The sequence below is a fragment of the Bacillus infantis NRRL B-14911 genome (assembly GCF_000473245.1).
Lineage (GTDB): Bacteria > Bacillota > Bacilli > Bacillales > Cytobacillaceae > Bacillus_AB > Bacillus_AB infantis.
Genome location: NC_022524.1, coordinates 3,880,238 through 3,901,970 on the forward strand (window position 1 = coordinate 3,880,238; position 21,733 = coordinate 3,901,970).

Annotated in this window: 20 protein-coding genes and 2 riboswitches; of the genes, 4 read left to right on the forward strand and 16 right to left on the reverse strand. The window is 46.8% G+C overall.

Annotation, left to right across the window (positions count from 1 at the left end):
* Positions 1-169: 169 nt before the first annotated feature.
* Positions 170-277, reverse strand: a riboswitch (SAM riboswitch).
* A gap of 127 nt (positions 278-404) precedes the next feature.
* The 10 genes from N288_RS19650 to N288_RS19700 all read right to left on the reverse strand — a co-directional run bounded on the left by N288_RS19650 (position 405) and on the right by N288_RS19700 (position 11,351).
* The gene (locus N288_RS19650; RefSeq protein ID WP_009791487.1) at positions 405-1,721 is read right to left on the reverse strand and encodes an O-acetylhomoserine aminocarboxypropyltransferase/cysteine synthase family protein; all 1,317 of its coding nucleotides are present in this window, start codon (positions 1,719-1,721) and stop codon (positions 405-407) included.
* 96 nt (positions 1,722-1,817) lie between these two features.
* A riboswitch (SAM riboswitch) is annotated at positions 1,818-1,917 on the reverse strand.
* A 153-nt stretch (positions 1,918-2,070) separates the two neighbouring features.
* Positions 2,071-3,339 (reverse strand): MFS transporter, encoded by a 1,269-nt coding sequence (locus N288_RS19655; protein WP_022544354.1) that lies wholly within the window; start codon positions 3,337-3,339, stop codon positions 2,071-2,073.
* Between the two features lie 225 nt (positions 3,340-3,564).
* A complete protein-coding gene (locus tag N288_RS19660) occupies positions 3,565-3,885 on the reverse strand; it encodes a thioredoxin family protein (RefSeq protein WP_009791489.1) in 321 nt (106 codons plus the stop codon).
* Positions 3,882-4,238, reverse strand: a complete 357-nt coding sequence (locus N288_RS19665; protein ID WP_022544356.1) for a toprim domain-containing protein — start codon at positions 4,236-4,238, stop codon at positions 3,882-3,884. The genes N288_RS19660 and N288_RS19665 overlap by 4 nt, the downstream gene beginning before the upstream one ends.
* A 224-nt stretch (positions 4,239-4,462) precedes the next feature.
* Positions 4,463-4,702 carry a YusG family protein gene (locus tag N288_RS19675; protein ID WP_009791492.1) on the reverse strand — a complete coding sequence of 80 codons (240 nt, stop codon included), beginning with the start codon at positions 4,700-4,702 and terminating at the stop codon, positions 4,463-4,465.
* A 144-nt stretch (positions 4,703-4,846) separates the two neighbouring features.
* Positions 4,847-5,233, reverse strand: coding sequence for a glycine cleavage system protein GcvH (gcvH, locus tag N288_RS19680; protein WP_009791493.1), 387 nt, complete (start codon positions 5,231-5,233; stop codon positions 4,847-4,849).
* A 72-nt stretch (positions 5,234-5,305) separates the two neighbouring features.
* Positions 5,306-5,662 carry an arsenate reductase family protein gene (locus N288_RS19685; protein ID WP_009791494.1) on the reverse strand — a complete coding sequence of 119 codons (357 nt, stop codon included), beginning with the start codon at positions 5,660-5,662 and terminating at the stop codon, positions 5,306-5,308.
* Positions 5,663-5,869: 207 nt separating this feature from the next.
* A complete protein-coding gene (locus N288_RS19690; protein ID WP_009791496.1) occupies positions 5,870-7,654 on the reverse strand; it encodes an acyl-CoA dehydrogenase family protein in 1,785 nt (594 codons plus the stop codon).
* 80 nt (positions 7,655-7,734) lie between these two features.
* On the reverse strand, positions 7,735-8,910 hold the full coding sequence (locus N288_RS19695; protein WP_009791497.1) for an acetyl-CoA C-acetyltransferase: 1,176 nt from the start codon (positions 8,908-8,910) through the stop codon (positions 7,735-7,737).
* A gap of 59 nt (positions 8,911-8,969) precedes the next feature.
* Positions 8,970-11,351, reverse strand: coding sequence for a 3-hydroxyacyl-CoA dehydrogenase/enoyl-CoA hydratase family protein (locus tag N288_RS19700; protein ID WP_035401239.1), 2,382 nt, complete (start codon positions 11,349-11,351; stop codon positions 8,970-8,972).
* Positions 11,352-11,648: 297 nt separating this feature from the next.
* Here N288_RS19700 and N288_RS24880 point away from each other — a divergent pair, with 297 nt between their 5' ends.
* Positions 11,649-11,777, forward strand: a complete 129-nt coding sequence (locus tag N288_RS24880; RefSeq protein ID WP_009791500.1) for a YuzL family protein — start codon at positions 11,649-11,651, stop codon at positions 11,775-11,777.
* A 524-nt stretch (positions 11,778-12,301) separates the two neighbouring features.
* Positions 12,302-13,477, forward strand: a complete 1,176-nt coding sequence (locus tag N288_RS19705) for an IS256 family transposase (RefSeq protein ID WP_022544358.1) — start codon at positions 12,302-12,304, stop codon at positions 13,475-13,477.
* A 238-nt stretch (positions 13,478-13,715) separates the two neighbouring features.
* Here N288_RS19705 and N288_RS19710 read toward each other — a convergent pair whose 3' ends face one another.
* The 6 genes from N288_RS19710 to N288_RS19735 form a co-directional block, all read right to left on the reverse strand.
* Positions 13,716-14,633, reverse strand: coding sequence for a proline dehydrogenase family protein (locus N288_RS19710; RefSeq protein ID WP_009793154.1), 918 nt, complete (start codon positions 14,631-14,633; stop codon positions 13,716-13,718).
* 359 nt (positions 14,634-14,992) lie between these two features.
* The gene (locus tag N288_RS19715) at positions 14,993-15,253 is read right to left on the reverse strand and encodes a YusU family protein (protein ID WP_009793152.1); all 261 of its coding nucleotides are present in this window, start codon (positions 15,251-15,253) and stop codon (positions 14,993-14,995) included.
* 1 nt (position 15,254) lies between these two features.
* Positions 15,255-15,989, reverse strand: coding sequence for an IucA/IucC family C-terminal-domain containing protein (locus tag N288_RS19720; RefSeq protein ID WP_009793151.1), 735 nt, complete (start codon positions 15,987-15,989; stop codon positions 15,255-15,257).
* The gene (locus tag N288_RS19725; protein ID WP_009793150.1) at positions 15,982-16,809 is read right to left on the reverse strand and encodes an ABC transporter ATP-binding protein; all 828 of its coding nucleotides are present in this window, start codon (positions 16,807-16,809) and stop codon (positions 15,982-15,984) included. The genes N288_RS19720 and N288_RS19725 overlap by 8 nt, the downstream gene beginning before the upstream one ends.
* A 51-nt stretch (positions 16,810-16,860) precedes the next feature.
* Positions 16,861-17,916 (reverse strand): FecCD family ABC transporter permease, encoded by a 1,056-nt coding sequence (locus N288_RS19730; protein ID WP_009793149.1) that lies wholly within the window; start codon positions 17,914-17,916, stop codon positions 16,861-16,863.
* The gene (locus N288_RS19735; protein ID WP_022544359.1) at positions 17,916-18,917 is read right to left on the reverse strand and encodes a FecCD family ABC transporter permease; all 1,002 of its coding nucleotides are present in this window, start codon (positions 18,915-18,917) and stop codon (positions 17,916-17,918) included. Before N288_RS19735 ends, N288_RS19730 begins: the two co-directional genes overlap by 1 nt.
* A gap of 199 nt (positions 18,918-19,116) precedes the next feature.
* Here N288_RS19735 and N288_RS19740 point away from each other — a divergent pair, with 199 nt between their 5' ends.
* Positions 19,117-20,088 (forward strand): ABC transporter substrate-binding protein, encoded by a 972-nt coding sequence (locus N288_RS19740; RefSeq protein ID WP_009793147.1) that lies wholly within the window; start codon positions 19,117-19,119, stop codon positions 20,086-20,088.
* A gap of 162 nt (positions 20,089-20,250) precedes the next feature.
* Complete coding sequence (locus N288_RS19745; protein WP_035402201.1) at positions 20,251-21,732, forward strand: spore germination protein; 1,482 nt, start codon at positions 20,251-20,253, stop codon at positions 21,730-21,732.
* Position 21,733: the final 1 nt, after the last annotated feature.

Consider the following 21,733-nt stretch of genomic DNA (forward strand, 5'->3'; position numbering starts at 1 on the left):
CCAATTAGACAAATGGCTTTACAGAGATATATCATCCTGCCAATCCCCATAAGAGTAGTTTCCTGAAACCAGGGCAAGATTATTCCATGGCTTCAAGACAGGAGACTTTTCTGTAAAAATAAAAATGCCTTTCTGCATGTGAGCAGAAAGGCATGATGGAAAAACCTTTCTCTCATCTGCCAAAGCTAAAAGCTTTGTGTGAATTGGCACCATTTCAATAAACATTGACGGTTGCCGGGCTTCATCGGGCACATCCCTCCACCTCTCTTGATAAGAGCTATCATATATGAAGTTCATTTTCATTCATTAGCCATTTTTGAATTACGAGTGCTATCGTATCATGGATGAAAAAGGGTGTCAACAACAAAGTTTAATTCTAAAAATTACCGGCTGAATCCTGAAGTTCACACCTTCCCTGCCAGTGAATGGCTTCCGGTTGCGGCTTCAATTGCCTGCTCCAGGTCCTCGATGAGATCTTCGGCATTTTCTATGCCAACAGAAATGCGGATTAGATCCTCCGGCACCCCTGCTGACTTCAGGCCTTCTGAATCAAGCTGCTGGTGAGTGGTGCTGGCAGGATGGATGATGAGGCTTTTTGCATCGCCGACATTGGCTACATGCGCCCACAGTTCCAGGCTGTTGATCAGCTTGGCACCGGCCTCCCTGCCTCCCTCAATTCCAAATACAGCCACAGCTCCGGCTCCTTTAGGCAAATACTTATCAGCAAGTGCCTTATCAGGATGGCCTTCATCCCCCGGATAAAGCACCCAGGTCACAGCAGGGTGATTCTTTAGATACTCTGTCACTTTCTTTGTATTGCTGATATGCTCCTTCATCCTCACATGCAGTGTTTCAAGACCGAGAGTGAACTGGAATGCGTTCTGCGGGCTAAGTGCTGGCCCCAGGTCCCTCAGCAGCTGGACTCTGGCTTTGACGATAAAAGCTGCCGCGCCGATTGCTTCACTGTACACCAGGTTATTGTAGCTTGGGTCCGGATTGGTGAAGCCAGGGAATTTGACTGAATTCCAGTCAAAACGACCTGCGTCTACTATGACGCCCCCCATTGTCGTCCCATTTCCCAGCAGCCATTTTGTCGCTGAGTGGATTACGATGTCTGCCCCAAAATCAATCGGCCTGCAGAGATATGGAGTGGCAAAGGTATTATCAACTATCAGCGGAATACCTGCTTCATGGGCAATTTCCGCCACTTTCTCAATATCGAGGACCTTTAAGCTTGGATTGCCGATTGTTTCAGCGAATACAGCTTTTGTTTTTTCATTGATGGCCTCCCTGAAATTTTCCGGGTCATCGGGATTGACCAGCTTTACATTGATTCCGTATTTAGGAAGAGTGACGGCAAATAAATTATATGTCCCTCCATAAAGATTTGAAGCTGCTACAATTTCATCTCCGGCCTGGGCAATGTTCAGGATGGCAAGAGTGATGGCAGCCTGGCCGCTTGCAACAGCAAGTGCCCCTACGCCGCCTTCAAGCAGTGAGACCCTTTCCTCAAATACAGTAACTGTCGGATTATGGATTCTTGTATAGATATAGCCCGGCTCCTTTAAGCCGAACAGATTGGCGGCGTGCTCTGTATTCTGGAACTGATAAGCATTATTCTGATAGATCGGCACTGCCCTTGCCCCTGTTGCAGGGTCAGGCTGCAGTCCTCCATGTACACCAAGTGTTTCAAATCGATAGTTCTTTTGCTTCTCTGCCATTGTTATCTCTCCTTCGGGTTATCAGATATTTTCATTATGCCGGATCACTGCTGGTAACAATAAAAGCCCCTCTGCAGAAGAGGGGCTTTTTCGCTCAACTTATCTGCCAGAGATCATGCTCTGCTGGAATTAGCACCGTTCTATTGCCGGTTGCCGGGTTTCATCGGGCCAGTCCCTCCACCTCTCTTGATAAGAAATATGAAATTTTTAGCGTGCTTGAAGTTAAAATGATAGTATCATAACCAGCAAAAAAGAGTCAACTGATTTTTTAGAAAGTTCAGTTTTATATTTCTATGAATGTTCGACAAATAGAAAGGCTTATGACAATTTCCCGAGAAATATCCGCTTATCATACAATCTTTGCTGTATTTGTTCTTCCAGAAGGCTCTGAAAGCCTTCTGAATACGACAAAAAAGTATGTAGAGCCTATTAAATATAAGACTGCAGTTATGGTGAAGACAATAGAATATCCCCAATAGTCTCCGTATTTGATGACAAGGCCTGTAGAGACAGGGCCCATCACTGCCCAGCCCAGATTGAACACCATCTGATTCACCGAGCTGGCCAGGCCTCTTTTGGAATCATCCACCTTCGACATCATCAAAGACATCTGGATCGGATTTCCCGCATTCATTAAAGCCTGCCTGAATAGAAAGCCAATGGCGGCCAGCCATAAATTCTCTGTGTAAGCAGTCAGTAGAAGGAAAGGCAGGGAGGAAAGCTGCAGGAAAACGACTGCCTTTACCTCCCCGATCCTCCTTACCACCTGGGGACCAATGATCATGGCCGCTGCCGTAGCTGCCTGACCGAGGGAAATAATCAGCCCGATTGCAGAATTCGACGCATGGAAACGGTCTGCAAAATATAGATTCAGGTAAGGTATGACAAGCCCTGCCCCAAATCCGATAAACAGCTGTGCTGCAGCGAACAGGATGATGATCTTGAAACCATCATCCTTCAGAGAAAACCGTTTGCTTCCTTTAGCTCCGCCGATTTGCGGGATTTTATCGCTCCGGTTTTCCTGAAAGCGGAGTATCGGAAATATTCCCGCCAGATAGATGGCTCCTCCCAGCAGTAAAGTAAACCGTATGCTCGCCAGCTCCGAGAAATAAAAAGCAAACAAGTCAGTCAGCAGTCCGCCGCTTAAGTTGCCGATGACATTGGCTCCTGTCATAACAGCGAAATGGATGCTGAACAAATGAACCCTCTGCTCTGGCTTGGAATTCTCTGTCAGCCAGGGAATGGAGGATACCTGAATGAAGGCCGTCCCCAGCCCTGTGCCAAAGGCAAACACGATAAGCAGGCTCTGCATGTCAACCATGCTCCTGGCAAGCAGAATCACACCGGTTGCAGCAGCCCCGAACTGCATAGCCTTCTTCCGGCCGATCCTGTCGCTCATAATGCCTGCGGGGATCAGCACAAGGGCTGTCGCCAATGCAGTCATCGCTATGATCTGGCCATTCACCTGCTCTGAATAGCCAAGCTCCCGTATATAAAAATTATAAATGACCATAAAAATGCCCATTCCGATCTGCGTGAAAATATTGGCTGCAAAAGCCCGGCGTATATTACTGTTATACCCGCGGATCTGTTCAGCCCATTCCTGATAAAAAGCCATTTTATATGCCCCTCGCATTTATTTCGTTTCCCTAAATAATCATAATATCGTTTAGAGAAAAAATCCATCCTTTTCCTTTGAATCTTCTGGTTTTTCTGCTAAATAATCCGGAACATTTTATCCATTGACCATGATAATCCCTGGACACTGGCCGCGGACAGATGCGCAAACAGTAAAAAGCCTGTACCAGCCGGGTGTCCTACCCTCTAGTACAGGCTTTATTATTTACAGCAGATATTCTTTTGTTTTTTCCAGCAGGTATGGAACAGAGTGGAATGCGTATATTTTTTCTGCCAGCTCTCCCTCCCGGAAAAATAGCAGGCAGGGGACACTTTCTACTGACCACTTGCCGGCCAGGTCAGGAAAATAGTTCAAGTTTGCCTTTCTGCATTCAATTCCCGGGAGTACCTCAAGGGTCACTTCCAGCATCCGTCCAGCCATCTGGCATGTTCCGCACATCGGTGTGTAAAGATAGAGCATCCATGTCTCCCTGTCTTTTTCATACCGTTCCAAATCCCCAAGCATCAGTTCTTGCAACCCCATCATCCTCTATCTAAAAACTCAGCATATACGTCTATATTGGCGCCAAGCAGAACCGTTGCAAGATGCTGCTCCGGTGCAGTGGCCACTTCCCGGTACATTTTATCAATATAAAGATGTGCTGCTTCCGGGAATTCCCGTTTGAACTGCTTTCTCAGCTTTTCGCCGGATTCATCTGCATCCACCAGAATATAAACATCACGGTCAAATAATTCGTCAATCAATTCATCCAGGCGGGTTATGCTGATTGTCCCGTTCGTACAAATGATTTCAACAGGCTCCTTAATAATATTCTTAACCTTGCGCTTATCAGAAGTGCCTTCGACAATAATTACCTTTTCTATGTTTTCTGCATGCATATTCATCACCTGACGGGAGTTGATATTTTTACTTTACCTTATTCTATGTTCGGCAAAATGGTGTTGAACTCCTGCCTTGCTTTCGGAAAACGGGCAGGCGGTCACTTGCTGAAAAACGCCATCCCCGCATTCCGCCTGATCAAAATCCGCCCATAAAAGAGCCGGCAGATCCTTATTTACCCTTTTTTCTGCAAAAAAAACAGCGGCAATGCCCGCTGCTTTCTTTAGCACCAGCCGCCTTCATCGCAGTCCGTATAACGGGCTTCCGGCTGCTCTGTTGAAGTAATATGCTGGTAGATTTTCTGTTCATTCTGCTCAAAGTGATGATCAAGGGTAAATGAAGCACCTTCAGGCATCGGCGCTTCCCCGATCATCTCATTTCCAAGATAAAGCTCCAGCTTACCGTCCTTCAGTCTTCCTGTGACCCGATCGGTAATATCGATCTTTTGCTGTTTCAGTGTCATTAGAATCCCACCTTTTTTACTTTCTTAACAATAGAATGCCCTTCTAATGGAAAGAAACTATGGGAAATTAATTACATTGAGTGAAGTAAGAAAATAACGGAAAGAGAAAGCATAAAAAGCGCCTGCAGCAGGCGCTTATCTCTTTTAATCTTCGTTGGTCATCTCTTCATATTGTTCAGCAGTCATCAGCTTGTCCACTTCGCTGCTGTCTGCAGGCTCAACAACAACCATCCAGGCCTTTTCATAAGGAGATTCATTTACAAATTCAGGGCTGTCATTCAGCTCTTCGTTGATTTCAACCACCTTGCCGCTGATTGGAGCATATAATTCAGATACAGTCTTTACAGACTCAACGCTTCCAAAAGGCTCATTTACCGTGATGCTGTCCCCGACTTCAGGAAGCTCAACGAAAACGATGTCCCCGAGCTCTGATTGAGCAAAATCGGTAATGCCGACCCGTACTTTTTCTCCTTCAACTTTTACCCATTCATGTTCTTCTGAGTAACGCAATTCCTTAGGTATGCTGCTCACAATAATCCCTCCAAGATTCTAGTTCTTTACCGGGCTTAAGCCTTCGCTATAAAGGAAATAGCAGATGATGCCTTAAAGCCATGTTTTAGCAAAATCCTCTTCTTTGAAACCGACTGTCGCTTTTTGGCCGTCGAATGCCAAAGGCCGCTTTATCAGCATTCCGTCAGATGCAAGCAAGTCCAGCAGCTCTGTGTCGGACATGGTTTTCACCTTGTCCTTCAAACCTAGCTCCCTGTACTTCTGGCCGCTCGTATTAAAGAATTTTTTAATATCGAGGCCGCTTTTTCTATAAGCATCTTCAAGCTCAGTGCGTGAAGGAGGATTTTCGACAATATGTACTTCATGGTAAGGAACGCCGTTTTCTTCAAGCCATTTTTTGGCCTTGCGGCATGTCCCGCATTTCGGATACCAGTAAAAATTCAGCAGCAAATTCTGCACCACCCAATCGTTTCTATCCAAACTCACAGGCTGATCACCCATTTAATTGCATACTATCATATTTTCGGCAAAATTCATAACCTTGAGTTTTAAAAATTTCGTCAGATTGAAGTGTCCAAAAACAGCAATTGCCCCTCCGGATAGAGGAGCAATGCGTATTTGCATTTTCAGTTAAGGATAACTCCTATTTATTTCTGATTACAGTACATAACGCTCAGCGTCGATCAGCTTCTCTGAAGCCTCGCGCTTTTTGGCGATCAGATTGATCGGTGTGTGGCGGGTAAATTTACGGAGAGCGGAAAGCATCATGCGCAGTGCGTCCCCATCCTCTGCAGCAACCAAAGTCTCTTTCGCATCCTGTTCGATCTTATTGAATGCCTCCTGGCAGAAAATCTGTGTGTAGAGAAGCTTTTGCTTGCTCTTTTCAGCGCCGTCCTTGCTGATAGCCTTTTCTGTACGGAGAACCGCTGATTCCATTGCATAGGCATTGGAAACGATGTCTGCAATATTGACCAGGATTTCCTGCTCTTTTTCAATCGCTTTGCCAAACTTCTGTGCTGCAAGCCCTGCTGCAAGCAAGCCGATTTTCTTGGCATTCTTCACCAAATATTTTTCCTGTGCCAAAGGCTCATCTCCAGGCTCCTCAGGCATCAGCATCATCAGCTCTTCCTGGAGCGCCTGAGCTTTCTGGAATAATGGCAGCTCTCCTTTGAAAGCCTTGCGCAGGTAAGTGCCAGGCACAAGAAGGCGGTTGATTTCGTTTGTACCTTCAAAAATCCTGTTGATGCGGGAATCGCGGTAGATCCTTTCAATTTCATATTCAGCCATGAAACCATAGCCGCCATGCAGCTGCACGCCTTCATCGGCAATATAGTCAAGGACTTCTGTGGCAAAAAACTTGTTCAGGGAGCATTCGATTGCGTACTCTGCAATCGAGTTGGCAACTTCCTTGCCGTTCTTTACTTCTTCCTCTGTAAGCCTGCTCATCCGGTCCTCGAACAAACCGACTGTACGGTAGACAGAGCTCTCAGCCGCATACAGCTTTGCAGCCATATTGGCAAGCTTCTCTTTCGTAAGGTTGAATTGGGAAATCGGCGTTTTGAACTGCTGGCGCTGATTTGTATATTGTACAGTAACCTCGTACGCGCGCTTGGAAGCTCCTACTGCTCCTACTCCAAGCTTGTAGCGGCCGATATTCAGGATATTGAAAGCGATGATATGCCCCTTGCCAAGTTCACCCAGCAGATTTTCCTTCGGCACTTGTGCATCTTCCAGGATCAGCGTCCTTGTGGAAGAGCTCTTGATGCCCATTTTCTTTTCCTCAGGGCCCGTGGAAACGCCAGGGTACTCCCTCTCAACGATGAAGGCGGAGAAATGCTCTCCGTCCACTTTCGCATAGACGACAAACACATCGGCAAAGCCGGCATTGGTAATCCATTGCTTCTCACCGTTCAGGACATAGTGAGTGCCTTCAGCATTTAATTTTGCAGTTGTTTTTGCCCCGAGTGCATCGGAACCTGAACCCGGCTCAGTGAGTGCATAGGCAGCGATCTTTTCGCCTGTCGCCAAAAGAGGCAGATATTTTTGCTTTTGTTCTTCATCTCCGAACAGCACGATTGGAAGCGACCCGATTCCCACATGGGCACCATGGGTGATTGAGAATCCGCCTGCACGGGACATTTTTTCAGCGATAAGAGCTGAGCTTACCTTATCAAGGCCAAGCCCGCCGTACTCTTCCGGCACATCTGCACCAAGGAGCCCAAGGTCCCCTGCCTGCTTCAGCAGCTTAACAGAGCGGTCGAACTCATGGTTCTCCAGGTGTTCAACCTGCGGGACCACTTCATTTACCACATAATCTTCAGTTGTCTTGGCAATCATTTTCTGTTCATCAGTATAATCCTCCGGTGTAAACACACGGTCATAAGATACATCTTCAATCAGGAAGCTTCCGCCTTTGATTACGTTTTCTGTCTGGTTAGACATCTTTATTCCTCCATTCAATTGAAGGAGCGCTGGCTCCGGTTTTTTATTGAATACCATATTTTTACTATAATTGCTGTCTTTTAGATAAGCTCGAATACGCCCGCTGCACCCATGCCGCCGCCGATGCACATTGTGACAACCCCGAACTGCTGATTGCGGCGCTTCATTTCGTGCAGAAGCGTTAGCGTCAATTTTGCACCTGTACAGCCAAGCGGGTGACCAAGTGCAATTGCTCCGCCGTTTACATTCACCTTATCCTCATCAAGGCCAAGCTCCCTGATAATCTGGATGGATTGAGATGCAAATGCCTCATTCAGTTCGAACAGGCCGATATCAGACAGCTCCAGGCCGGCAAGCTTCAGTGCTTTAGGAATGGCCACAATCGGCCCGATTCCCATTACTTCTGGAGGCACACCGCCAACGGCAAAGCTTCTGAACTTGGCCATCGGCTTCAGGCTGAGGGAATCTGCTTTCTCGCGGTCCATCACCATGACCGCGGCAGCGCCGTCGCTTGTCTGTGATGAGTTTCCTGCTGTAACTGAACCTGTGACAGAAAAAGCTGGACGGAGCTTGCCGAGCGTATCGACCGTTGAATCAGGGCGCACTCCCTCATCTGTAGTGAATTGAACGTTTTTCTCAACAAGCTTATTGTCCTTTCCGACTGAACGGAAGGTCACATCCACCGGCACAATTTCATCCTGGAACTTGCCTTCCTGGATCGCTTTTGCCGCTCGCTGATGGCTCCGGACCGCGAAAGCATCCTGGTCTTCACGGCTGATGCCGTATTTTTTGGCCACTTCTTCTGCCGTATGCCCCATGCCCATATAATATTCAGGTGCACTTTCCGCGAGCTTTGCATTCGGACGGACCACATGGCCCATCATCGGCACAAGGCTCATTGATTCAGCCCCGCCTGCGATGACAGTGTCCGCACTGCCTACCATGATTTTTTCTGCAGCATAAGCAATGGTCTGCAGGCCGGAAGAACAATAACGGTTTACTGTTACTGCCGGCACTGTATGTGGCAGCCCGGCAAGCGCCCCGATATTGCGGGCCATATTCAGCCCCTGCTCAGCCTCCGGCATGGCACAGCCGATAATCAAGTCATCAATGTTGCCTTCATAGCCTCCGGCACGCCTTAAGGTTTCTTTTACAGCCAGTGCCCCCAAATCATCTGGACGGACATGGGCGAGCGTTCCTTTTTTCGCTTTGCCGACGGGCGTCCTGGCACCAGCAACAATAACTGCTTCTCTCATCGTTCATTCCCTCTCTTTCTATGGATGTTCGAGATTTAATCTATCAATCTGTTAATATGTCAGTTGCGCAATGGCTTTCCTTTTACAAGCATATGCTGCATGCGCTGCTGGGATTTCGGCTGCGCTACCAGGCTGAGGAAAGCTTCTCTTTCCAGATCCAGAAGATACTGTTCATCAACTTCCGTCCCGTATGGCACCTTGCCGCCGGCAATGACATACGCCAGTTTTTGGGCAATTTTTAAATCATGTTCAGAAATAAAGCCGGAATACAGCATCGCCTGTGCTCCAAGGAGAAGCGTCGCATATCCCGTTTCACCGACTACAGGAATCTTCTTCCTTACCGGCGGCGTATAGCCTTGTTCATGGAGAGCAAGTACAGCCTGCTTTGCATCATACAGCTGATGGTCTCCGTTCACGCTGATTCCGTCTGCAGCTCCCAGGAAGTTATTTTCCCTTGCTTCCTCCCCTGAAGTTGATACCTTGGCCATAGCAATGCTTTCAAATACTTTGTTGGCCACTTTTTGCAGGTCAAACTCCACTCCGTTTGGCATGCCTTCAAGATGCTTGATATACAGCTCCTTGTTGCCGCCTCCGCCAGGGATGAGGCCGACCCCGGCTTCCACAAGCCCCATATACGTTTCCATCGAAGCCTGGATGTGTGCTGCCGGCAGGCATATTTCCGCACCTCCGCCAAGTGTCATGGCAAATGGTGCAGCCACTACCGGCTTGGTGCTGTACTTGATTTTCATCATCGCCTGCTGGAAATGACGGACAACCATATCCAGTTCAAAAACATTATCATCCTGCGCCTCCATCAGGATCATCGCCAGGTTGGCGCCCACGGAGAAATTCTTGCCCTGGTTTCCGATTACAAGGCCTTTATAGTTCTTTTCAACCTCATCAACAGCAAAATTGATCATCTGGATGATATCAAGTCCGATGGCATTGCTTTGTGAATGGAATTCAAGAAGGGCAACCCCATCCCCAAGGTCTAACAGGCTTGCGCCAGTATTCTTCTTGATGACTCCCTTTTGCTTTTTAAGCTTCTTTAAATTGATATTTTTTGGATTTTCTTCTTCCGGCACATACTCGCCGTTTTTATAGAAAGAAATATCCCCGTTTTCTTCTTTATAGAAGGATGTATGCCCATTTGAGAGCATTTCCTTGATCCATGCAGGGACTTCCTTGCCCTCTGCCTCCATTTTGCCGACTGATTTCTCGAGGCCGATGCTATCCCAAGTTTCGAACGGGCCCATTTGCCAGCCAAAGCCCCATTTCATCGCTTTATCAATACTTATGACATCATCTGCAATTTCGCCAAGCAGCTCAGCAGAGTACAGCAGCGCCGGGCTGAGGATATTCCAGAGAAGCTGTCCGGCTTTGTCATCCGCATATACAAGCGCTTTCAATTTATTGGCCAGCCCTTTTTCCTGTTTGCTCATTTCAACCGAAGCAGCTTTCAGCTTTTGGCGCGGCCCGTACTCAAGTGTGTCCGGATTGAGTTCAAGGATTTCTTTTCCTTCTTTCTTAAAGAACCCCTGTCCTGATTTGCTTCCAAGCCAGCCATTCTCAAGCATCTGCTTCATGAATGCCGGCACTTCAAAGGCCTCTTTTTCCTTGCCGTCCACCTGTTCATATACGTTGTTCGCCACATGGATGAACGTATCAAGCCCAACCACATCCAGAGTCCGGAATGTAGCGCTTTTCGGCCTGCCGATCAGGGGACCTGTCACAGAGTCTACCTCTCCTACACTATAGCCGCCCTTGAGCATTTCCTGGACTGTGATCAGAAGGCCGTATGTCCCGATGCGGTTTCCGATGAAATTCGGTGTATCCTTTGCTTCAACCACGCCTTTGCCCAGTACATCTTCACCAAACTTCTTCATAAAAGAAAGGACTTCAGGTGCTGTCGTTTTTGCAGGAATTACTTCCAGCAGTTTTAGATAGCGCGGCGGATTGAAGAAGTGGGTGCCGATAAAGTGCTTCTGGAAATCATCAGATCTTCCTTCAGCCATGCTGTTGACGGATATTCCGGAAGTGTTGGAGCTGACAATGCTGCCAGGCTTCCTGAACTGGTCAACTTTCGCAAATACCTGCTTTTTTATATCCAGATTTTCGACGACTACTTCGATAATCCAGTCGACATCTTTTAAACTTTCCATATCATCTTCAAAATTGCCGGCTTCAAGCAGCGCAAGGCTTTTTTTGGATGTGAGCGGAGCCGGCTTCTGCTTAAGAAGCTTTTGCAGCGCTCCCTGGCTGATCCTGTTTCTGACAGCTTTATCCTCCAAAGTCAGGCCTTTCTTCTGCTCTGCCTCATTTAATTCACGAGGCACGATATCCAGCAGCAATGTCGGGATGCCAATGTTCGCCAAGTGTGCAGCAATGCCCGAACCCATTACGCCGGAACCTAATACTGCTGCCTTCTTAATTTGTTGGATCAATTTTGTTTCCCCCTTTGACACTTTTGAATGAACACTCATTCATTTTCCTGATAAAAAAAATGGCAGAGAATGAGTTCTGTTAGTTAATACTATAAGATATTTCTGAAATTTTCGCAATATTTAGCAGTGAAATTTATTAAAATTTACAATCTCTGGCTTATAGTGAATTATCTTTGAATGGACAACCTAGTATGGAAGCTCACCCAATAAGGAACGGCGCTGACATCTGGCAATTGCCGTTCTTCGGGCGGGCATTCCCCGATAGCCGAGATTGGCAGGCAGGAGGTGAACAGGATGAAGCATAAGAAAAACCCTTCAAAAGCAGGCGTGAGCGCCGCCAGCGTAAAAGGTGACGCAGGCCCGACAGTTGAACGTGACGGCGGAGGAAAAAGAAACAGCCAGAACAATCAGTATAAGAAGTAAGAATTGCTGCAGGGGAGCGGGAGGCCGCTCTCTTTTTTTATGACTTATGAGGGGTGGCGAGGTGGATGAGATGGAAATTAAAGGGGAGATTTGGGTGATCAGGGGGTTTGTGGAGGGTTGGCGGGGGCTTTAGTGGGTTGTATTTGAGGATATTAGCAACTTTTGGGGTTTATTAGCAAGTTTGGTGATTTATTAGCAACTTTTTTGTTTTATTAGCAACTTCTGGATTTTATTAGCAACTTTCAGCTTTTATTAGCAACTGGCCGCTTTCCGCCACTATCACTAAACGCCTGCCGGTTTTTAGGGACTCTCTCCTTGCACAAGGGTAGCCAACCGACGCATCCGGCCTCCTTTATTTGCGAGATTTCCGATTTATTTGCGTGTTTCAGCTTTTATTTGCGACTTTCTGATTATATTGATGGTGTATAAAAGTATGTGTAAGACCTTTTTCTAGACAAATAAAAAAGGACAAAGTACCCTCTGAGTTATCACCACAATAACCTTAGGAGAGGAGCACTTTATCCATGCCCCATTTTAACATAGACGACCTTGATTTTGCCAATATCCTTAAACTTTCTATGCAGGACCTCCTTAAAGAGAAAGCAGAAAATATCTTGCGTGAAGAGATAAAGAATGTCCTAGAAAATGAGCCTGTCGGCGAAGAAAACTCACGTAATGGGTATTATTCACGGACTCTTGACACCATTTATGGCCGGATTGAGGATCTGGCAGTTCCCCGTGATCGTAAGGGCGATTTTACTACCCAGATGTTCGAACCCTATAAAAGACGTATGGTGGCCGTAGATGAACTCGTTGTCCAGCTCTATCAACATAGAGTTGGTGTTCGGCAGGTTGGGCTGATCATGAAAAGTTTGCTTGGTGAACAATATTCCCCAGGGACAATCTCCAATATCACTTCGGCTGTTATGGAGGACGTTATTGAATGGCAGAATCGGCCTCTGAAGAAACGTTACTGTGCTTTATTTCTTGATGCGCTATTCGTAAAAGTCCGCAGAGATACTGTAGGCAAAGAGGCTGTTTATATTGTTTTAGGTATTACTCCAGAAGGCCATCGGGAAATCCTTGGATTTTATGTAGGCGGAGTGGAATCATCAAACGGCTGGCAGGAGATCCTTCTGGACTTACGTAAAAGAGGCGTCCAGGAAGTTTTAGTTGGCGTATTTGATGGACTTCCAGGTCTCGAAGAGGCCTTTAAATCCATTTTTCCAAAAGCTGATGTTCAACGCTGCGTTGTTCATAAGGTACGTTCCACTATGAATAAAGCACGAAAAAAGGATCAGGCAGAGCTAAGCTTGGATTTAAAAAGAGTATACACTTCAAGCACATTCGAAGAAGCAGAAAAAGTGTTGAAAGAGATTAAGGAGAAATGGAAAAAGACTTATAGCCGGGAACTGGCCTCATGGGAAGAGGATCTCCCAGTCCTCCTAACTTTTTTACACTACCCTGAGGAAATCCAAAAGTATATATACACAACAAACCTAATTGAGCGTACCAACAAGGAAGTGCGTAAAAGGTTAAAGACAATGAACAGCTTACCTAATATTGAAGCAGCCGAGAAGATTATATACCTTACTTCTATCGATTATAATGATCGATGGGCAAGAAGGAAACTCGGTGGATTCGGCTTGGCCTATGAAACAATATTGAACATGTTTGATGAGCGATATCCAAAGTCATAAAACGCATAGTCAGGGAGTCAGGCAGCCTCGGCTGCCTGACTCCCCCCTAAACTAAATAACGATAACTCATGAAGTGCATATGCTTACACATAATTCTTGACGGAACCTTATATTTGCGACTCACAATTTTTATTTGCGACTTCTCCATTTTATTTGCGACTCCCCCGTCCACACCACCAGCCAGCTCCACATCAAAACATCAAAAAAGCCCAGCAGATCCCCGCTGGGCCTTACATACCTATTTCTTAACCATACCCTTCAACACGAATGCCACATTGGCCGGGCGTTCTGCGAGCCTGCGCATGAAATAGCCGTACCAGTCTGTTCCATAAGGGACGTATACCCTCATTTTATAGCCTTCATTGGCCAGCTCCAGCTGCCGCTCATTGCGGATGCCATAAAGCATTTGGAATTCAAATTGGCTGTTCGGGATGTTATGATCCCTGACCAGCTGCTTTGTATAGTCGATAATTGCATCATCATGGGTGGCAACGGCTGTGTAGTTGCCGTTCAGGAGATGCATTTTGATGATTTTCTTGAAGTTTTCATCCACGTCTTTCTTTTCCGGGAATGCAACCTCCGGGGATTCTTTATAAGCACCCTTTACAAGCCTCAGATTGGGCGAATATTGGTTTAGGTCGTCCATGTCGCCCTCTGTCCTGTACAAATAGGCCTGGATGACTGTCCCGATATTATCGTATTCCGATTTAAGCTGCTTGAAGATATCAAGTGTCTTCTGGCAGCGTGAATAGTCTTCCATATCAATCGTGACAAACACGCCGTTTTTCTTGGCTGCTTCCAGGATGCGCCTCATATTCCCCATTACCACATCATCGGAAATATCAAGGCCCATGCTCGTCATTTTGAGCGACAGCTGTGAATTGATTCCTTCACGGCCGATTGCTTCGATTGCCAAAATTGAGTTATCCGCCATTTCCCTTGCTTCTGCCTCATTGTCCACGAATTCGCCCAAATAATCAATGGTCACCACAAGACCCTTGCTGTTAAGATCTTTAATTACGTTGACTGCCTGGCTGATCATTTCCCCCGCAACGAAGCGGCTGGCCCCAAAACGAAGGCCGTACTTCTTCGCAAGCTTTGTCAGCGATTTATTTTTGGATAAAAAGAGAAAAAAGTCCCTCATTACTTGTTCCATAATGGCTCCCCCTTGAAAACGCATACATTTTGGATAATTAAGCCCTGTCTTTCAGCGAAATCCGGGCAGTGGCAAAGGATCATGATTCATGGATCACATTCAATTTTGTATATGGTCAATTTTCTGAAATGTGCCTTTGATAACCATAATTCTATCATCTTTCTCTTTATTTGAATATAATTTTCCGAGAAATTTAGCGAGATTTGTCGGCTGATGGCCAAACTCTTCTATTTACTGTAATCTCGCTTTTTCCGGCCTCTATTAAATGCTGCTCCCTGCCTTTCATTCTGCTCTTCCAGCTTTTTCTTGTATAGCAAAGCTGCATAATAAAAGGACCTTCCGCCCTGGAAGATCCTTCATTAGTCGCTTCTGTTATTCTCTTCTTTACGCTTTGCTTCATTAAGCTCCTTGATTTCCATGATCAGCTTCTTCACCGAATCCTTCGACTCCGGGCAGGATCCATTCCAATGGCGGGCAAGTGCTGGCATGGACTTCGCGATATGATTATAAAGAATCCATACCTTCACCTTTTCAGTCATTTCCTCATTAGCTTCGCCAACAAGAAGTTCTGTATATTTACTATAAAGGCCTTCTATTTCTTCTTTGAATTTTGGATCCATATTAAACTCCCCTTTCACTCAGCCCCCATGACTTTGGGCAGGTGGTGCACCGCATTGAATCATCTATGAGATTTGAAAGGCAGCATGTCTTCCTCATCTTTGCTTCCTTCTCAGGCGAATGGTACTTTTTTAAAGGATTGTCCTTTATGCCGAATAGTTTTCCGGGCAATCCCAGGAGACAGGCAAAATCATCCGCACCTCTTGCTTTCACCTCATCATGTTCACCAGCGAGGACTGATTCGTAGAGCCAATAGATGTAAACGGCTATGTTTTCCCACAAAATGTATCTGGAGACTCCAGCGGCTTTAGATACTCTTTCCAGCAGAATTTGCATATGTTCTGAAAATAAAGCTTCAAAACATTCTTCCCTCCGCTCTTCACGGGGTTCAGACTCTGTTTGAACGGAACTTGTATCATTCAAATAAAAGCCTGGGAGCCACATTCCATTTTTATAGCCTGATACCACAGTGATATTGGAAAATGATACATCAAGCCTGCAATTTCCGGCTGTGAAGCTATATAAATAGATTACTGCCAGAAAGCTGTATCTTTTCATAAAAAGTGAACCTGCGGCTGGGAGAGGTGCATCAAGCTCTTTCGCAAGCCTGTTCAGATATATTTCCATTTCCCCTGGCTGTAGAAGATGCCCTGTGTTTACAGAGAGAGGGGCATCGTTTTCCTCCCGGACAAGACGGAAATCTTTAAGCCTGTGTAAAGCCGGGGCTGATTCAGACACTGGCTGCCTCAGGCTTCTTCAGAATGCATCTGCCTTTTCCGTACGGGATGCACAATGGCGTGCCGAAAAGCGGATCCATCGTCACTTCGCATTCCATTCCGAATACATTGCGGACAAGGCTGCAATTGATGACGAACTCGGGCTTGCCCTGGGCAAAAATCTCTTTATCCTTGATTGCTACTATATTATGGGCATAGCGGCAGGCAAGATTTAAGTCATGCAGCACCATCAGGATTGTCCTGTTCTCCCTTTCGTTTAGTTCAAACAGAAGGTCAAGGATTTCAATCTGATGGGTCATATCCAGGTAAGTCGTGGGCTCATCCAGAAGGATGATATCGGTATCCTGCGCAAGTGTCATGGCAATCCATGCCCTCTGCCTCTGGCCGCCGGACAGGGAATCGACTGTGCGGTCCTTCAGGTGCTCGATCCCGGTTGCAGCAAGCGCATCATTCACCTTTGCTTCATCATCTTCGGTCCATTGCTTCAGCCATGTCTGATGCGGATATCTCCCCTGTTTCACAAGCTGCAGGACAGTCAGCCCTTCTGGTGCAGATGGCGATTGCGGCAGTATGGCCATCCTTCTTGCTACATCCTTTGTGGACAGCTTGGAGATGGCTTTTCCTTCAAGCAGGACTGAACCTGATTTCGGCTTCAAAAGCCTTGCAATCGAACGCAGCAGGGTTGATTTCCCGCAGCCGTTCCCTCCGATGAATACTGTGATTTCCCCCTTTGGGATTTCCAGCTCCAGTTCATTTATGATAATGGTGTCCCCATATGAAAGTGTCAGCTCTTTTGTTGAAATAGCCTGCCCGGCGGTCATAGCGCTCTCTCCTTTTTTATCTTTTCATCCAATGGCTGATATTCTTATATGCTATCCATTTCGGGTTTTAAATAATAAGTAAATAAAATACGGCGCCCCGATGCTGGCAGTAAACACACCTGCCGGAATTTCAAGGGGCGAGAACAGTGTCCTGCCTATCAGATCGGCTGCCATTACAAGTATGCCCCCAATCAGGCCGGCAGTCGGCAGCAGGGCACCGAATGATGATCCGACGAGCCTCCTTGCGATATGGGGAGCCATGAGCCCGACAAATCCAATCCCTCCGGCGAATGCTACAGATCCGCCGATCAGGCCTGTGCTGAGCATCAGCATGATGAATCTGTGGCGCTGCACTGCTCCGCCGATCCCGGTGGCCACATCATCCCCAAGCTCCTGGATGTTCAGGTTGCGGGCAAATATCATAGCCAGTGCCGATAATAGGATGATCCATGGGACAATAATTTTAACATTATCCCAATTCGATCCGTGGACAGTACCCGTGATCCATATATTGGCCTGTGAAGCCTGGTGGATGGGGCCAAGGATCATCATCAGATTAGTAAGCGCCTGGGTGAGGGTGGATATCCCTATTCCGATCAGCACAAGCCTGATTGGTGATGATCCATTTTTCCATGCCAGAAGATAGACAAGGAAAGCAATGGCGGCAGCGCCTGCGAAAGCGGCAACAGGCATCCATTCTATACTTACGGTCAAGGCATTATTATCATCACTGAATATCGCCAGGAAAGCCACAACGGCGACAGATGCGCCTCCGGTGATCCCGATGATGTCAGGTGAAGCAAGCGGGTTCCTGATCATCCCCTGAAGAATGCCCCCGGCAACAGCAAGCCCTATTCCCACCATAAGGGCAACAATAATTCTTGGCAGGCGGAAGTTCTTGATGACCAGCTGCTCCATATTCGTCCCTCCGCCAAAAAGGACCTGCAGCACTTTGAGCGGATTTATTTTCATCTCCCCCGTGCCTGTGCTGAAAAGAAAGACAAGGAAAGCAGCGGCAGCGAGAATGATTATGGTAAAAAGTGATTTACGGTCAGCCAGGAAGGAAATCCTGCCTTTGAATATCCTGAAATTCATATACTTGGACATCAGCTGCCAAACCCCCTTCTGGCGATATAAACAAAGAACGGGGTGCCGATGATGGCGGTCATGACACCGACAGGGACTTCCTGCGGCATGATGATATATCTGGCAGAAATATCTGCCGCAACAAGGAGGATTCCCCCCATAACGGCGGAAAATGGGATCACCCATCTATGGTCGATCCCCACCACTGCTCTTGCCAGGTGAGGGATCACAATGCCGACAAAAACAATCGGGCCCGCTACAGCAACAGCGCCGCCAGCCAAAAGGATGATCGCGGCACCAGCGAATAGCTTCGTCCAGCCTGTGCGAAGGCCCAGCCCTTTGGCAACATCTTCTCCCATTGATATGACATTCAGCTTTTTCGCAAGGAACAGGGATCCAATCCAGCCTGCAGCAAAGTATGGCAGTACAGCTGTGAGAGACTCCAGCTTCCTTCCTGACACTGAACCCGCAAGCCAAAAGAGCACCTGTTCCAGCGCAGCTTCGTTGACCACAAGCAAACCTTGTGTGAAAGCTGAAAACATGGCGCTCATTGCAGCGCCTGCCAGCGTCAGCTTCATAGGGGTGAGCCCCTCACGCCCGACAGAACCGATTCCATACACAGCTGCAGCGGCTGCGGCTGCGCCTGCAAAAGAGATCCAGGTGTACGCCTGGAGGCTGGAAACGGAGAACACAGATACGGCCAGCACAACTGCAAAGCCGGCGCCTGCATTTACTCCAAATACGCTCGGCGATGCGAGCGGATTCTTTGTCAGCGTCTGCATGAGCGCCCCGGAAATCGCCAGGCTTGCTCCTGTAGCAGCACCAATCAGTGCCCGCGGAAGGCGGACTGATTGGAGGATAATATGTTCATTAGATCCATCGAATGCCGAAAAAGCTTCGAAGGCCATTTTCCAGGTAGTATCTGTATAGCCATACACTATGCTGGCACACATTAGTAATAGAAGTATCAGTATTGAAATAAACAGCCCGAGCCATTTATGCCCTGTTTTTTTTAATAGCATCCTGCGTAAACCTTTCTGCACTCTTTTATAAACAAATAACAGTTTTTCTCTATTAATAAGTCTAGGGGAATCGGCATACTCTGTCAATGAGTTTGAGAATCATTTTCATTAACCTGTTGACAGTTTGAACGCTTTCATTTTATGATAAGAAAGTCATTGAAAATGATTATCAATTAATCACATATAGGAGGATACATATATGAAGCTGAGCAAAATTTATCTTGGGCTGTTTTCACTTATAGCCATCCTGATGCTGGCTGCCTGCGGAGGCGCTGCCGAGGATGAAGCGGCAGACAGCAAAGATTCATCATCCGGAAGCGGCGAAGATACAAGCTACACAGTAGAACATGCAATGGGAACTGAAACTTTAGAAAAAGCACCTGAAAAAATTGTCATTCTGACAAACGAAGGAACTGAGGCACTTCTTGCCATGGGCGTCACTCCTGTTGGGGCTGTCCAGTCCTGGACTGGTGATCCCTGGTATGACCATATTTCAGACCAGATGAAAGATGTCCAGGTTGTCGGACTAGAGAGTGAAGTGAATGTGGAAGCCATCGCAGCTCTTGAGCCGGACTTGATCATCGGAAACAAGATGCGCCAGGAAAAGATTTACGATCAGCTGAAGTCAATTGCCCCGACCGTTTTTGCGGAAACATTGCGCGGCAATTGGAAGGAAAACTTCGAGCTTTACGCCAAAGCCATCAATAAAGAGGAAGAAGGCAAGCAGGTCATTGCCGATTATGATCAGCGCATCGCTGATATAAAGGAAAAACTCGGCGATGATGTGAACAAGGAAATCTCCATGGTCCGCTTCATGGCCGGAGATGTCCGCATCTATCATAAAGATTCTTTCTCGGGTGTCATTCTTGATCAGATCGGTTTTGCCCGCCCTGAAAGCCAGGATGTAGATGATTTTGCCGAGAAGAATGCCACTAAAGAACGAATTCCGGCCATGGACGGAGACGCTCTCTTCTACTTCACCTATGAAGAAGGGGACGGCGAAGCAACAGATGTGGAAAAAGAATGGATTGAAGACCCGCTCTTCAAAAATCTTGAAGTTGCTAAGGCAGGAAATGTATACAAAGTGGATGATACCATCTGGAATACAGCAGGCGGTGTCCTTGCAGCCAATCTCATGCTTGATGATATTGAAAAATTCATGATTAAATAAGGAATTCCTGCTTAACAGAAGCCCCCTCTTCTATATAGCAGCCAAAAGGACCCGGAAACGGATCCTTTTTTTATTTGCATTCGTTCATAACTATTCCAACTTTGGCAACAATATCGGTAACGCTAAAAAGATGCGGTGATATGAGTGAAAAAGAAAAGCTGGATGAAAAAGCCACGCATCCAAAAGGATGTCGAGTATAAAGACTGGGAAGAGTCACTTGTTAAATCTGAGGACTATAAAAAGACTTTCTATTATAACCAGAAAACGGGACTGAGATTCGGCTTTTCCTTTATGTCTACACTTGTGGATGAGAGCATCCTCCAAGAAGGGGTCCTTCCTTATCTTCAGGGAGAGGAATTTACCCGGATCGAGGATGTCAAAAAGATTATTCCTATTCCAGATGTAAGTGTCTCCGAGGACCCTTCAGATATTGAACAGAAGCTATTCAATGGCTATGTAATGGTGACGATTGAAACAGAAGTAAAGCATTTTGCATTTGTTGCAGCCCAGAAGGAAGTTGTCAGAAGCCTGACCCAGCCTGAGGTGGAGTTCAGTGTCATCGGCCCGAAGGAGGCCTTTGTAGAAGCTATTGACCAGAACTTGAACCTGATCCGGAAAAGACTGTCCATTAAAGAACTGATCATCGAGCAGTATACAATCGGAAAGCTGTCTAAAACGAAGGTCGCCGTCCTGTATATCGAAGGAATTGCCGACAATGAGAATGTTAACACGGTGCGGCAGCGCCTGAAGGATATTGAGATTGACCATATCATGGACAGTTCTTATATTGTCGAAATCATAGCCGACAATCAGAATACAATATTTCCGCAAATCCTGGATTCGGAAAGGCCGGACCGGGTTTCCGGCATCCTTGCAGAAGGAAAGATCGCCATTGTGGTGGACGGCTCCCCGCAAGTGCTGATATGCCCGACGACGCTTGTGGAATATTTCAGTTCTTTTGAAGATTATTATCTGAATTGGTATTTATCTTCCTTTTTCAGGCTTGTCCGCCTGTTTGCGGTTGCCTTTTCCATTTTAATCACACCCATATATGTTGCTACACTGTCTTATCATTATGAACTGATACCAAAGGATCTGATGAGCACGCTGATCACTTCCAGGAGAGAGATTCCGCTGCCGCCAATCCTGGAGGCACTATTCCTTGAATTGACTATAGAATTGCTGCGTGAGGCCGGTGCACGGCTTCCTACCAAGGTAGGCCAGACAATCGGTATCGTAGGAGGAATCGTTATCGGGACAGCTTCTGTTGAAGCCGGCCTGACGAGCAACGTCCTTCTCATCATCGTAGCTCTCTCTGCCCTGGCGTCTTTTACTACACCAGTCTACCGGATGGGCAACACGATCCGCCTTTTGCGGTTCCCCTTCCTTTTCCTGGCCGAGTTATGGGGGCTCCTCGGGATTGTATTTTGCTTCTGCATCCTTATGACGCATCTGATCAGGCTGACATCGCTGGGCCGGCCATTCCTTGAGCCGATCTATCCCCTCAGAGTACCTGATTTAAAGGATGCGCTCATCCGCCTGCCATTTTCAAAGCAGTCAAAAAGGCCGGTATATGTCCGGCCAGAGCAGCCAAGGCGTTTTTCAAAAAAGAAGGCTCAGCAAAAGAAAGACATTGATGAGTAAA